This is a genomic window from Mesorhizobium sp. M1365 (assembly GCF_040317865.1).
GTDB lineage: Bacteria > Pseudomonadota > Alphaproteobacteria > Rhizobiales > Rhizobiaceae > Mesorhizobium.
Genome location: NZ_JAMYLG010000006.1, coordinates 68,640 through 82,744, shown reverse-complemented (window position 1 = coordinate 82,744; position 14,105 = coordinate 68,640). Strand labels below are relative to the sequence as shown.

Sequence of the window (14,105 nt, the reverse complement as noted above, 5' to 3'; positions counted from 1 at the left end):
ACTATTTACGAACGGCGAATGAGTCTCTAAAGTCGACGATAGCGGCTGGAATGGCGTCGTTCTTCGCTGCCGGAAACCCTTGAGGAGGAGGGCGTCCAAGCCGCGCCGGCACGTTCATCATCAGCGAAAATTACTGAGTCAAATGGGAGGTTGAATATGAAATCTGCGATACGAAATGCGTCCGTCGCCGCTGCGGCCCTGCTGCTCGGCCTTTCCGCCAGCGCAATTGCGCGGGCCGACGACAAGCCGACTCTGGCCTTCGTCGTCAACGGCGCTTCCGATTTCTGGAAGGCGGCCGAAGCCGGCGTCAAGAAGGCTCAAGGCGAACTGCCCAAATACAATCTGGAGCTCAAATATCCGGAGCAGTCCTCGGTCGCCATCCAGCAGCGCCTGATGGACGATCTGGTGACGGCCGGCGTGAAGGCGATCATGGTCTCGGCCGTCGATCCCAAGACGTCGACCGACGGGCTGAACAAGATCGCCTCGGAAACGGCGTTGTTCACCACCGACAGCGACGCACCACAGACCAAGCGTGTCGCCTATATCGGCTCTTCCAATGTCGATGCCGGCAAGCAGGCGGCAGAGATCGCCAAGAAGGCAATGCCTGACGGCGGCAAGTGCCTCGGCTTCGTCGGCCTGCTCGGCGCCGACAATGCCAAGGAACGTATCCAGGGCATGAAGGAAGGTCTCGCGGGCACCAAGATCGAATTGGTCGACGTGCGTGGCGACGACATCGATCAGGCTCGCGCCAAGAAGAACGTCGAGGACGCGCTGGTCGCCAGCCCTGACGTCACCTGCATGGTCGGCTTCTATTCCTACAACACGCCGCGCATCTATGAAGCGCTGCGCGATGCCGGCAAGCTCGGCCAGATCACCGTCGTCGGCTTCGACGACGATCCGATCACGCTGGGCGGCGTCAAGGAAGGCACCGTCGCCGCCACCGTCGTGCAGCAGCCCTTCGAATGGGCATATCAGGGCATGAAGCTGATGGCTGCCTATCTCGAGGGCGATAAGTCGGGCATTCCCGCCGATGGCCTGATCATCATCCCGACCAAGATCATCGGCAAGGACGATGTCGACGCCTACGCCGCCAGCCTCAAGGCGATGTCTGGAAACTGAGCAAATTAGGTTGCGCCGGCTCAAGGTTCGTCTTGAGCCGGCGTTCTATTGACGGGCCTCGCGAGGCCCGTCAGTCTGAGACCAAACGGCTCACCGGCTGCTGTCAGGCGTGATGAATTATTCCGACCCATCCATCGTTGCATCCACGGCCGCTCCGTTCCTGAGCCTCGACGGTGTGCGCAAGACCTATCCCGGTGTCGTCGCGCTGGACGGATTCTCGATGGACGTAAGGCCCGGCGAGGTCATCGGCCTGGTCGGCGAAAACGGCGCCGGCAAATCGACGCTGATGAAGATCCTCGGGGGCGTGACCAGGCCGGACACCGGCACCATCACCGTCGATGGCGTCGCCCATGACGGGCTGACTGTCGAGGCAAGCATCGGCTCGGGCATCGCTTTCGTCCACCAGGAACTCAACCTGTTCGAAAACCTCGACGTGGCCGCCAATATCTTCTTTGGCCGCGAACCGCTGCGCGCCGGGCCGCTCAAGCTCGTCGACCGCGCCAGGCTGCGAGCGCAGGCGGCGCCGCTGCTCAAACGCGTGGGCGCCAATTTCTCGGCCGATACGCCGGTGTCGGCGCTGTCGCTGGCGCAGCAGCAAATGGTCGAGATCGCCAAGGCGCTGTCGATCGAGGCAAGGCTGGTTATCCTCGACGAACCGACCTCGAGCCTGCCGATCGCCGAAACCGACAAGCTGCTCGGCGTCATCAAGGCGCTGAAGGCAGACGGCATCAGTGTCATTTTCATCTCGCACCGCCTTCACGAGGTCGAGCGCGTCGCCGACCGCGTCGTCGTGCTCAGGGACGGAATGCTCGCCGGAACCTTGCCGAAGAGCGCGATCAATCACGACCAGATGGTCAAGCTGATGATCGGCCGCATGCTGAAGGAGCGCGAGAAGGCCGCGGAATCGGCGCGCCCGCCGGGCTCTGTCGCGCTGTCGGTCAAGGCCATTCGCACCGCTGCCTATCCCGACCGGCCCGTCGACCTCGATGTCAGGCATGGCGAGATCCTCGGCCTCGCCGGTCTCGTCGGCTCCGGCCGGACGGAGCTGGCGCGCGTCCTGTTCGGCATCGACAAGAGCTTTGGCGGCTCGTTCCAGCTTGACGGAAAAGATCTGGTTCTTGGTTCGGCCGCGGACGCAGTGGCCAACGGTATTTTCCTCGTCCCCGAGGATCGCAAGCTGACCGGCATCCTGCTCGACCTGTCGATTGCCCAGAACATTTCGCTGCCCAATCTGCCGGCGCATTCGCGGCGCTCGCTGGTCTCGGCCGGCGCGGAATCCGCCACCGCCGAGAAGCAGAAGACCGATCTCGGCATCAGGGCGCCCTCCGTCCAGACGCGCACCGGCACGCTGTCCGGCGGCAACCAGCAAAAGGTCGTGCTGGCCAAATGGCTGGCGATGAAGCCGAAGGTGATGATTCTTGACGAACCGACCCGCGGTATCGACATCGGCGCCAAGGCCGAGATCTACGGGCTGATGCGGGCGCTGGCCGATGCCGGCGTCGCCGTGCTGATGATCTCCAGCGACATGGAGGAGGTGATCGGCGTTTCCGACCGCATTGCCGTCATGCATGAAGGCCAGATCTCGGGCATTCTCGACAAGGACCGGTTCAGCCAGGAAAACGTGCTGCTGCTGGCGGTCGGCAAGCAGCCGAAGTAGTTCGCAGGCACTGGGAGAAGACGATGAGCAAGAAAGATCTCGGCCTGCTGATCCTGATCCTGGTGGTCGGCGCGGTGGTGGCAATCATCAACCCACGCTTCCTGCTGCCGATCAATCTCGCCAACACCTCGAACCTGATCGGGTTGTTCGGCATCCTGTCGATTGGCCAAGCCTTCGTCATCATCACCGGTGGCATCGAATTGTCGGTCGGCTCGGTGGTTGCGCTGCTCGGCGTGCTGTTCATTGACTTCATCGCCACGCGCGGCATGGCCTGGCCGGTCGCCCTGCCGCTGATCCTGGTGCTCGGCGGCATCATCGGGCTGGCGCATGGCTGGCTGATCACCCGGCTCAAATTGCAGCCTTTCGTGGTGACTTTGTGCGGCCTGTTGATCTATCGCGGCGTGGCGCGCTTCTACACCGCCGACGGCACCGCCGGCTTTGCCTTCGGACAGAACTTCCCGGAACTCGAGTTCCTGACGGCGGGGCGGTCCTGGGGCGTGCCGAACAGCTTCATCGCGCTGATCGTCATCGCCGTCGTCATGTGGGTGGTGTTGCACCGGTCGGTGTTCGGGCGCTATCTCTATGCCATCGGCAAGAACGAGGAAGCAGCAAAATATTCCGGCATCCGCACCGGCCGCATCGTCATGGCCGCCTATGTCATCTGCGGCGTGCTGACGGCGCTGTCAGCTATCTATTTCGCCATGTACACACGCTCGATCTCGCCGGCGAGCCACGGCCAGTTCTACGAGCTCTATGCCATCGCGGCCGCGGTGCTCGGCGGCTTCTCGCTGCGTGGTGGCGAAGGCTCGCTGATCGGCGTCCTGCTCGGCACCGTGCTGCTGCAGGAGCTGCAGAACCTCGTCAACCTGCTCGGCATCCCGTCCTCGCTCAACTTCGCCGTCATGGGCGGGGTGATCCTCATCGGCGTGCTGGTCGACCAGCAATGGGGCGTGTTCAGGGCGCGGCGGCGGATGCTGGAAGCCACACGCAAGGGCGTGGCGGGTGCTGCCGCTGAGTGACGCAAAAATAGCTGGATGAAATTCGCCGACTGCCATGGCAGGTGGCGTGAAAGAGTCAGCCGGCGCTTCGCGACAGCAGTTCAGGTCGGTCTCTATTTGGAACGAAACCCGTATCTGAGCGTTTATTTAAGCTTTGCTACGCGGAGGCGCTCCATGCCCACGAATCCAGTTAGTACCGCCAAAGTAGGAACTCACCCCCTCCACCCGATGCTGATACCTTTTCCTGTCGCGTTTCTTGTCGGTGCGTTTGTCACCGACCTGGTTTTCTGGGGGACTGCCGATGCCTTCTGGGCACGAGCATCGATGTGGCTGATCGGGGCAGCCATAGTAATGGCCCTTCTCGCTGCGACAGCCGGTTTTATCGACTTCCTCAACGAGCCGCGCATTCGCGCCTTGTCCGACGCTTGGTACCACATGCTGGGCAACTTGACCGCGGTCGTTGTGGCACTGATCAATTTCTACCTTCGCTATGCGCAAGGCGCCGAAGCCGCGGTCCGCCCATGGGGTGCGCTCTTGTCGTTCATAGTGGTCTGCATACTGCTGTTCACCGGCTGGAAGGGCTGGGAGATGGTGTATCGGCACCACGTTGCAGTTCTGGATACACCAGCGGATGCGCCAGCGAAGCCTTCGACAACCACTGCCACGGATACTCGTCACGCTGGTCGGGACCGGCACGCCGCATGAGGCCATAATCCCGAAAACTGGATACCGATTTCCAAAAAGATATCGGTTAGACAAGTAGCGCCCATACCGAATGCATCGGATGGGCTCTACTTCAGATAAGGCCCGACATGTCGGAGAAGGCCATGGCCTTGCGCAGCACCTCGGCGAAGCGCTCGCCGGCGGCTTCACGAGGGCCGCTATTGTCGATCGAGGTGACACCCGGTCCGGACAGCGCCACATTGGCACTGCGCGCCAGCCGTGCCAGCACTTCGCCGCGCGATTCGCGACCCCGCAATGCCAGCCGCTCGGCCAGGATATCCGGTGTAGCCGTGATCTCGACGACCGCCAGATTGGCGTAGCGCTCCCGCAGCGCCGGGATGATCGCGCGCGAGACGTTGGCGATCGCGACACGGCCGTTTGAGACCGACCAGTCGACTTCGGCCGGGATGCCATAGCGCAGGCCATGCGCCTCCCAGGAAATGGCGAAGGCACCATCCGCTTCGGCCTCGACGAAGGCAGCATCGGCGAGCGTATCGTGATCCTCGGTGGCCGCATCGCTCGGCCGGGTGATCACCCGGCGCACGAACTCCAGCCGGCTCTCGTCGGCAAACACGGCGCGCGCATAGCCGATCACCGTGTCCTTGCCGGCACCGCTCGGCCCGACGACGGCGACGAAGACACCGTCGCGGATCGGAAATCTCGCGGCGGACAATTCACGCTCGACCGATGCCGACACCATCATGCGACCCGGCGTCCCTGCCGCCAGACCGTGCGGACGTCCGGGACATGGTCGTCGACGCGCACGCGAACCAGATCGGCGCGCCGGCCGGGCTCGATGACACCGCGATCGGTGAGGCCGACCGCCTCGGCCGGGTTCTTCGAGACCATCGCCACCGCCTGTGGCAAGGAAATGCCCTCGACCACGTCGCCGAGGAAGAAGGCTGACTGGATCAGACTGAAGGGAATGTAGTCCGACGACAGGATATCGAGCAGGCCATCGCCGGCCAGCGTGCGGGCCGAGACATTGCCCGAATGGGACGCGCCGCGCATGACGTTCGGCGCGCCCATCAATACGCCGAGCCCTGCCTTTTTCGAAGCCCGTGCTGCCTCCTCGGTGGTCGGGAACTCGGCGACGCGCACACCTTGCTCGATCGCTTCGTCGACATGGCCGACGGTCGCGTCGTCATGGCTGGCGAGCACGATGCTGCGCTCATGACAAGCCGCGGCGATGAAGCTGCGGTTCGGGCTCGAATTCCTCGCCGATTCAGCCATCCGCTTTTCGCAGAATTTCTGGAAATCGCGATCGGTCAGCTTCAGCTTGCGCTGGTAATAATAGGCATAGGTTTCGAGATCGACGAATTGGCGCTGTCCCGGCGCATGGTCCATCAGCGACGCCAGCCTGACCCGCTCGTCGCCTTCGAAATTGGCGAAGGCTGTGAGGCAGTCCGGCGCCGAAACCTCGCAGCGCAAATGGATGAAATGGTCGGCCCTGAGCCGGTCCTGCTGCACGCTGTCCTCGATCGCGTCGGCCAGTTTGCGTATGTCGGCGGCCGTCAGGTCGGCGTCCTCGTCCATGCCGACGCGCAAGGCGTCGAGCACGGTGGTGATGCCGGCCGTCGCCACCTGGGCGTCATGCGCGAGAACCGCGGCGATCGGGTTCCAGCGCACTTTCGGCCGCGGCGCGTAATGGCCTTCCAGATGGTCGGTGTGGAGCTCGACCAGGCCAGGGATGATGAAGTCGCCGCCCATGTCCTCGCCGCTGCGGCCGGGTCCGGCATCGATGGCGGCGATCATGCCGTCGCGCAGCACGATCGACCCTTCGACGATCTGGTCGGCGAGCACGATCCGGGCGTTGTCAAGAACAGTCTCGGCGGTCATTTCAAGCAGTCCTTGCAGGATTTTGCAGCCAACTGGAACCAATTGGCGTCGTTCAAATGCGGTTAGAACAAATAGTCATTTAGGCAGTTCTTCTGATCAGGCAGTTCTTCTGGCCGGGCGGCGCCCGAGCGCGTGATGGGACAGCACCATGAACGGCGCACCCGGTTCAGTTTCCACAAACAGCGTCAGCGCGTCCACCGCCACCGGCCGTTGCAGCACGTCCGCAAACAGGCTGTCGATTGCTAGGCGAAGACGAGGGCTTTCCTGTGACGACACCCGGCCGGACAGCGTCATATGGAAGCGAAACGTCTCGAAGACATAGGGATAGCCCCACTGGCACAGATTGCGGAACTCGTCGGGCTTCAGCGAATCGGGGCTGCGCCGTTCGATCTCGGCTTCCGTCAACGGCGCGCGGAAGCGGTCGAAGTCGCGCACCACGTCGTCGGCGAAGCGGTTGAGCGCCGGCAGCGGTGCTTCCGGCAACAGCGCGAAGAAGCCGTCGATCTGGCTGACGACGAGGCGCGGGATCGTAACCAGCGGCGTCGCCTCGGCAAAATCGTCGAGTGCTGCACGAAACGACGTTTCCGTCTCGTTGGAGGCCAGTCGGAAGGGCGCCTTCAGTGTCGCATGAAAGCCATAGCGGCGCGCCGAGGCGGTATGGAAGGCAACTTCTGCCGCCGACAACTCGCCCGCAGCCTCGACCGGCTTTGTGGCGGCACCGAATGGGTCGCGGGCGAGCCAGTCGGCAGCGATCCGTGCCAGCGGTTCGTCCTGTCGGGGGGTGAAATAGATCGCGTAGCGCATCGAAAGTCCTCGTCAGCCCCGCTGCCATAGGTGATTTCCATGACGAATTGACGAAGCTTTGCGGCGTTTTCGGTAACAAAACCACACAGCCGGGTCGTTAGCCGACGATTTTTCGCTTGGACCAGCGGTTGGGGCGAAGGGGAAGTGGTTAGGCCTTCATCAGCCATTCGTGCTCGGGCGCGTTGTGGAATTTCCACGTCCGCTTCGGTCCGGCCATGACGTTGAGATAATAGAGATCATAGCCGTGGCAGGCGGCGCAGGGGTGATAACCCTTGGGGACCAGCACGACGTCGCCGTCCTCGATCGCCATCGCCTCGTCGAGCGAACGAGCACCGTTCTGGTCGGCATCGGTGTAGACGCGCTGGAAAGCAAAGCCCTGTGGCGGGTTGAGACGGTGGTAATAGGTCTCCTCGAGATAGGATTCGGCCGGCAGATTGTCCTGGTCGTGCTTGTGCGGCGGATAGCTCGATGTGTGGCCGCCGGGTGTGATGACTTCAACCACCAGCAAGGAATCGGCCGGCTTGCCCTCCGGCAGGATGTTGGTGACGTAGCGCGTGTTGGTGCCTTTGCCGCGAACCTCCTGGCCGAGATCGTCGGGCCCGATGACACGGACCGGCAGACCGCCGCCCAGTCCTGGCGCCGAACAGACGGCAAGTTCGAGATCGGTATCGGCGCTCACCGACCACTCCGACCCCTGCGGCACATAGACCGACCAAGGCTTGCCTTCGAACGGCGACATGCGTTCGCCCAGCAAGCCGAGATCCTTGCCGCCGGCCTTGGCCTTGCCCTTGCCGGTGACGAACACCAGGCAGACCTCACGATCCGCGGTTTGCCCGGAAGCGCTCTCGCCGGGCCTGAGCCGATGCAGATCGAAGCCGACATAGGTCCAGCCGGCGTTTTGCGGCGTCACATGAGCGATGCGGCCGTGGCCCTTATTGGCTTTGACGAGCAGCTTAGACATGGTCATTCCTTCGGTTTGGCGTCTGCCGATGGCTCGTCCTCGTCAGCCGGCTTGTAGAGGTAGAAAAACTGCCAGACGGCATAGCCGGCGAAGCCGAGCGCGATCACGCCCCAGAACGGCGTGCCGGTGGCGAATTCGATTACCGACCAGACCAGGCAGACCGCGACAACGGCGACGCGCCGCCACAGCGGCCGGAAAAACGGGTGCTCGGAGTCTTTCATCGGATCACCCCCGGCATCGGATCAGCCCTTCCTCGCGAGCCTCAAGCATTGGGAAAGCCTTTTGTCTCCACCGTATAGCCGGCCGCTGTCATCACCCGCATCAATTCCTTGTAGCCGACCTGCGCCATCTTGAGCGGCGGGTTCTTCTTCGGATCCTGCTCGGCCTCGACCACGAACCAGCCCTCATAGCCATGGTCGGCGAGCCTCTGGACGATGGCGCCAAAGTCCAAGGAGCCATCTCCCGGCACGGTGAAGGCACCAAGCGCCACCGCATCGAGAAAGGATTGCCTGCTACGATCCAGCTTGTTGATCACCTCCATGCGTACGTCTTTCACATGCACGTGGTTGATGCGCCGGTGGTGGTTATCAATAGCGCGCAGCACATCGCCGCCGGCAAAGGCCAGGTGACCCGCGTCGAGCAGCAATGGAATGCCTTCTCCCGAATAGCGCATGAAGGCATCTAGCTCTGGCTCGGTCTCAACTACTGCCGCCATATGATGATGGTAGGAGAGCGGCATGCCTTGCTCTGCACACCATTCGCCGAACTGCGTGAGCCGCCGGGCGTAGGCTTTCATTTCCTCGTCCGAAAGCCTGGGCTTGCTGGCGAGCGGCTTCGAGCGGTCGCCCTGGATGGAGCGGCCGACTTCACCATAGACGATGCATGGCGCGTTCACCGCCTTGAACAGGTCGATCATCGGCTGGATACGATCCTTGTTCTTCGCCATGTCTTCGTCGACCAGCGTCCCCGAGAACCAGCCGCCGCAAAGCGTCACGTCGGCCTCTTTCAGGATCGGCAGCATGATTTGCGGATCGTTGGGAAAGCGGCGGCCCATTTCCATTCCGGTAAAGCCAGCCGAGCGCGACTGGCGCAGGCACTCCTCCAGCGACACATCATCGCTGAGTTCGGCAAGATCGTCGTTCCACCATGCAATGGGGGACATGCCCAGTTTGGCTTTCAAGTGGTCACTCCAGTTTCAGACATTCGAGGCGCGTTCGCGGATGGCTAAAGAACCCGCCCGCTCAGCGCTTCCTCATATTTCTTGCGCGCCGCATTCACTTGCGGCCGTGCCGAGACTTCCGGCACTGCGACATCCCACCAGCTTCCACCAGCCTCGGTCGAAACCAGCGGGTCGGTGTCGATGACCAGCACCGTCGTTCGCGTGTTCTTCTTCGCTTGCGCCAACGCCGTTTCCAGCCCGGCGATCGATGGCACTTTTTCGGCAATCGCACCCATGCTCGCAGCATGCGCGGCGAAGTCGATCTCGGGCAAGGCTTCGTGACGGGCGTCCTTCAGCAGATTGTTGAAGTTGGCGCCGCCGGTCGCCATCTGCAACCGGTTGATGCAGCCATAGCCGCGGTTGTCGAGCAGCACGATGGTCAGCTTGAGGCCGAGCATCACCGAGGTCGCGATCTCGGAATTGAGCATCAGGTAAGAGCCGTCGCCGATCATCACCACGACCTCTTCGTCCGGCTTGGCCATCTTGACGCCAAGCCCGCCGGCGATTTCATAGCCCATTGTCGAGAAGCCGTATTCTGCGTGGTAGGAGCCGGGGGCACCCGCCTGCCATAGCTTGTGCAATTCGCCGGGCAAGCCGCCGGCGGCATGAAGCAGTACCACGCCGGAGCCCATGGCGCGCTGTACTGCGCCGATCACTTGCGCGTCGGACGGATAGGCGGCATTGGTCGACGCCGTCACCTTGTCGGCATCCGCTTGCCAGTTCTTCTTGCCCGCGATCGCATTGTCGGTCCAGCCTGAAGGGGCTTTCCAGCCTTTCAGCGCCGCAGCGAGTTCGGCGAGCCCTTCCGCCGCATCGGCGACCAGCGGCAGCGCCTGGTGCTTTCCGGCGTCAAAAGGCTGCACGTTGAGCCCGATGATGGTCCTGCCGGCATGCTTGAACAATGCCCAGGAGCCGGTGGTGAAATCCTGCAGTCTGGTGCCGACGGCAAGCACGACGTCGGCCTCTTCGGCCAGCCTGTTGGCCGCCGAAGTGCCGGTAACGCCGACCGCGCCCATGTTCAACGGATGATCGTCCGGGAGCGAGGATTTGCCGCCTTGCGTCTCACAACCTGGAATGCCGGCGCCTTGCACCAGTTTTGCCAGCTCCTCGGATGCCTGCGAATAGAGTACGCCGCCGCCCGCGATCACCAGCGGCTTTTTCGCCGCTTTGAGTACCGCGACTGCGGCCGCCAGTTCGTTGCGGTCCGGGCGCTGCCGTCGCGGCGTCCAGAGTCGCTCGGCAAAGAAACTCTCGGGGTAGTCATAGGCCTCGGCCTGCACGTCCTGGCACAGCGCCAGCGTCACCGGGCCGCATTCGGCGGGATCGGTCAGCACCTGCATGGCGCGGTTGAGCGCCGGCATGATCTGCTCCGGCCGCGTGATGCGGTCGAAATAGCGCGACACCGGGCGGAGGCAGTCATTGACCGTCGCCGTGCCGTCGGAAAAATCCTCGGCCTGCTGCAGGACGGGATCGGGAATGCGATTGGCGAAGACGTCGCCGGGCAGAAACAGGACAGGCAACCTGTTTACATGCGCAAGTGCCGCAGCGGTCACCATGTTGAGCGCGCCGGGGCCGATCGAACTGGTCGCGGCCATGAAGCGACGGCGGAAATTGGCCTTGGCGTAGGCGATCGCCGCATGCCCCATTGCCTGCTCGTTATGGGCACGGAAGGTCGGCAGTTCGTCGCGAACCTGGTAGAGCGCCTCGCCGACGCCGGCGACATTGCCGTGGCCGAAGATCGCCCAGACGCCGCCGAAGATCGGCACTTTCTTCCCGTCCATCTCGGTCATCTGTCGAGCAAGAAAGCGGGTCAGCGCCTGCGCCATCGTCAGGCGGATTGTCTTGGTCATGTCGGTTCCTCCGCAGTCCTTATGCCGCGCCTTCTTATGCTGCTTTGCGGCCGCGCGCCGCAAGCCATGCCTCGGTCAGTCTCTCGAAGCGAGATGCCATGTCGGCCACCGCTTCATCGTCTGACATCTTGCCGGCAAGCCATTGTTCGGCCGCGTTGATGAAGATGGTGCGGCCGACGGCAAAGCCCTTGACGATAGACGCCTTGGCGGTGGCAGCAAAGGCCGCTTCCAATTCGTCCTGCGGCGCTTCCAGGCCAAGCAGCACAATCCCGCGGCACCACGGATCGTTCTTCAGGATCACCGCCTCGATCTTTGCCCATGCGCCGGCCGATGCCTGCGGTTCGAGCTTCCACCAATCGGGCTTGATGCCGAGTGCGTAGAGTTCCTCGAGCGCGCGCGGGATGGTCATGTCGTCGAGCCTGCCGTGCTTGCCGGCGATGATCTCGACCAGAAGTTCTCTGCCCACTTTCCGCGCGGCCTCGAACAAAGCGCGCAGTTTCTGCTGCTGTTCGCTCTTCAGCGCCGCGGGATCGTCGGGATGATAGAAGCACAGGCACTTGATGCAGTGGTCGACCGGCCATTCGGTCAGTTGCGAACCTATGTCTTGCGAGAACTCGAAGCGAAGCGGCCGCGAACCCGGCAACTCGACCGGCCGGCCGAGCCAGGCGAAGGAATGGTGGGCGAATTCGAACATCGCCTCGCGTCCGTATTTTTCGTCGAGCAGCATGCCGTAGCCGGCGCGGCCAGCCGCGACCTTGGCCGCAGCCTTGACCGTCAGCACCTTGAAAGCTGGGATTCGCGACGGATCGGCGCCGGCTTTTGCCGCGACATCCTCCAGCTGGACGCGGTGGTCGCAGGCGAACGCCATCAGCGAGGGGATGTCGCGCCGGCGCGTGGTCGCCCAATGGATGTGATTGATCGCCTCGTCCTTGCGCAGCGCCAGATGCTTGCTGCCGTTTTTCAGGAAGAACTGCAATTCCTCGAAAGTCGGGTATTCCGGTGCGCAGAGCAGCCGCGACACGGCAAAGGCGCCGCAGGCATTGGCCCAGGTCGCCGCCGTCGCCAGGCCTTCCTCGCCGAGCCAGCCGCGCAGGAAGCCCGACATGAAGGCGTCGCCGGCGCCGAGCACATTGTAGACCTCGATTGGAAATCCCTTGCCGACGATACCGTCCTCGAGGTCGTCGCTGATCGGCCCGTCATAGACGATGCAGCCCATGGCGCCGCGTTTCAGCACGATGGTTGCCGCCGACAGCGAGCGGATGGTTTTCAGCGCGCTCAGGCAATCGTCTGCACCCGAGGCGATCATGATTTCCTCTTCGGTGCCGACGATGAGATCGCAATCGGGCAGCACCGTCTTCAACTGCGCCGAGACGCGGTCGGATTTCACATAGCGCTCGAAGCCTTCGGCGTGGCCGGCGAGACCCCAGAGGTTGGGGCGGTAGTCGATGTCGAACACCACCTTGCCGCCCTTGGCTTTCATGACACGGATCGCCTTACGCTGGGCGGCGTCGCTGTTGGGCCGTGAAAAATGCGTGCCGGTGACGACGACCGCGCGTGCCGAAGCGATAAACGCCTCATCGATATCGTCTTTCGAAAGCGCCATGTCGGCGCAATCGCTGCGATAGAAGATCATCGGCGAGACGCCTTCATCCTCGACCGACAGCAGCACCAGGGCGGTCAGCCGCTCCGGATCGGTCTTGAGGCCTTGGACCGAAACGCCCTCGCGGGTCAGCTGCTCGCGGATGAAGCGGCCCATCTGCTCATTGCCGACGCGGGTGAGCAGCGCCGAGCGCAGGCCGAGCCTGGCAGTACCGACCGCGATATTGGCCGGACAGCCGCCGACTGACTTGGCAAAGGAAGTAATGTCCTCGAGGCGCGAGCCGATCTGCTGACCATAGAGATCGACGGAAGCGCGGCCGATGGTGATGATGTCGAGCGGCGCATGTCTCGCTTCCACGGCTTCGCCCATTCGAACCTCCCATCGGCTTTGTTGTTTTGGGTAACACGCGCGAGCGGCAGCGTGGCGCCGGCAATATGAAATAATAATTCCAATCCATAGTCAATATGGAACGAGCATTCCCAAGGCTGAAAAGTGCTGTGCAAGGCTCGCGCGTTCAGAAACTTTGAAGTCAGACGAACGTCAAGTGTCTACCACTGAAACCAGCTGATTTACCAAGGAAGCGGGCCATCATCGTTGAAGAACCCGGCGGTCGGGCCATCGGCGTCCAGGGTCGCCAGGTGAATGACGATCTCGGCCGCCTGCTGCACCGTGCGGTGACCTTTATACCCGTTGAGATCGGTGGCAGTGTAGCCGGGCGCCGCGGCGTTGACCTTGATGCCTTGCGGCGCGAGCTCCCTGGCGAAGGCGACGGTGATGGCGTTCAAGGCTGTCTTGGAGCTGCCGTAGCCCACCATGTTGACGGCGTGGTTCGCAGTAGCGGGATCGAGCGCCCGGCCGATGGACCCGGTGGAGCTGCTCACCATCACGATCCGGGCAGCAGGTGCTGCCAGCAGCAGCGACAGGAATGCCTGGGTCACGCGGATCGGGCCGAAGACATTGACGTCGTAGGTGGCCTGGATGTCGGCGATCCGCTGCTGGCTCGGCGGCAGGTCGTAATTGATGGCGACGCCGGCGTTGTTCACCAGCACGTCGAGGCAGGGGCTGGCCTGCCTGAATGCCTCGGCTGCCGCCTTCACACTGTCATCCCGCGTGACGTCCAGCTCAAGCCACTCCACGTCGAGGCCTTCGGCGCGCAATGCCTGCGCCGCCGCCATGCCGCGTTCGGCGCTCCTGGCGCCGAGCCAGACCTTGAAGCCCTTGGTCGCCAGTTGCCGGGCGACTTCACGGCCTATACCCTTGTTGGCGCCGGTCACCAGCGCGCTTTTCGATGTCATCATATCGGTGTCTCTATGTTTGCTGTGGAAGACCCACAAA

At 63.0% G+C, this 14,105-nt stretch carries 13 protein-coding genes; 4 read left to right on the top strand and 9 right to left on the bottom strand.

Features of this window, described 5'->3' with window-relative positions:
- Positions 1–156: 156 nt before the first annotated feature.
- The 4 genes from NKH04_RS09750 (at position 157) to NKH04_RS09735 (ending at position 4,479) form a co-directional block, all read left to right on the top strand.
- Positions 157–1,119 (top strand): sugar-binding protein, encoded by a 963-nt coding sequence (locus NKH04_RS09750; RefSeq protein ID WP_352819570.1) that lies wholly within the window; start codon positions 157–159, stop codon positions 1,117–1,119.
- 112 nt (positions 1,120–1,231) lie between these two features.
- A complete protein-coding gene (locus tag NKH04_RS09745; protein ID WP_352614992.1) occupies positions 1,232–2,776 on the top strand; it encodes a sugar ABC transporter ATP-binding protein in 1,545 nt (514 codons plus the stop codon).
- Positions 2,777–2,799: 23 nt separating this feature from the next.
- On the top strand, positions 2,800–3,795 hold the full coding sequence (locus NKH04_RS09740) for an ABC transporter permease (RefSeq protein ID WP_023677502.1): 996 nt from the start codon (positions 2,800–2,802) through the stop codon (positions 3,793–3,795).
- A 153-nt stretch (positions 3,796–3,948) separates the two neighbouring features.
- A complete protein-coding gene (locus NKH04_RS09735) occupies positions 3,949–4,479 on the top strand; it encodes a DUF2231 domain-containing protein (protein WP_352472336.1) in 531 nt (176 codons plus the stop codon).
- A 91-nt stretch (positions 4,480–4,570) separates the two neighbouring features.
- Here the strand turns inward: NKH04_RS09735 and phnN are convergent, their stop codons facing one another.
- From phnN to NKH04_RS09690, 9 genes are all read right to left on the bottom strand, one after another.
- Complete coding sequence (gene phnN / locus NKH04_RS09730; RefSeq protein WP_352614989.1) at positions 4,571–5,200, bottom strand: phosphonate metabolism protein/1,5-bisphosphokinase (PRPP-forming) PhnN; 630 nt, start codon at positions 5,198–5,200, stop codon at positions 4,571–4,573.
- On the bottom strand, positions 5,197–6,336 hold the full coding sequence (locus tag NKH04_RS09725; RefSeq protein ID WP_353044283.1) for an alpha-D-ribose 1-methylphosphonate 5-triphosphate diphosphatase: 1,140 nt from the start codon (positions 6,334–6,336) through the stop codon (positions 5,197–5,199). The genes phnN and NKH04_RS09725 overlap by 4 nt, the downstream gene beginning before the upstream one ends.
- Before the next feature lie 96 nt (positions 6,337–6,432).
- Entirely contained in the window at positions 6,433–7,140 is a 708-nt protein-coding gene (locus NKH04_RS09720; protein ID WP_353044282.1) for a DUF1045 domain-containing protein, read from the bottom strand.
- Positions 7,141–7,288: 148 nt separating this feature from the next.
- Positions 7,289–8,101 (bottom strand): 5-deoxy-glucuronate isomerase, encoded by an 813-nt coding sequence (iolB, locus tag NKH04_RS09715; RefSeq protein ID WP_353044281.1) that lies wholly within the window; start codon positions 8,099–8,101, stop codon positions 7,289–7,291.
- Between the two features lie 2 nt (positions 8,102–8,103).
- The gene (locus NKH04_RS09710; RefSeq protein WP_023677508.1) at positions 8,104–8,322 is read right to left on the bottom strand and encodes a hypothetical protein; all 219 of its coding nucleotides are present in this window, start codon (positions 8,320–8,322) and stop codon (positions 8,104–8,106) included.
- Positions 8,323–8,363: 41 nt separating this feature from the next.
- Complete coding sequence (iolE, locus tag NKH04_RS09705) at positions 8,364–9,281, bottom strand: myo-inosose-2 dehydratase (protein WP_352472331.1); 918 nt, start codon at positions 9,279–9,281, stop codon at positions 8,364–8,366.
- A 44-nt stretch (positions 9,282–9,325) separates the two neighbouring features.
- Positions 9,326–11,170 carry a 3D-(3,5/4)-trihydroxycyclohexane-1,2-dione acylhydrolase (decyclizing) gene (gene iolD / locus NKH04_RS09700; protein WP_353044280.1) on the bottom strand — a complete coding sequence of 615 codons (1,845 nt, stop codon included), beginning with the start codon at positions 11,168–11,170 and terminating at the stop codon, positions 9,326–9,328.
- Positions 11,171–11,204: 34 nt separating this feature from the next.
- Positions 11,205–13,139, bottom strand: a complete 1,935-nt coding sequence (locus NKH04_RS09695; RefSeq protein ID WP_352453012.1) for a bifunctional 5-dehydro-2-deoxygluconokinase/5-dehydro-2-deoxyphosphogluconate aldolase — start codon at positions 13,137–13,139, stop codon at positions 11,205–11,207.
- Between the two features lie 200 nt (positions 13,140–13,339).
- Positions 13,340–14,068, bottom strand: coding sequence for an SDR family oxidoreductase (locus tag NKH04_RS09690; protein WP_353044279.1), 729 nt, complete (start codon positions 14,066–14,068; stop codon positions 13,340–13,342).
- Positions 14,069–14,105: the final 37 nt, after the last annotated feature.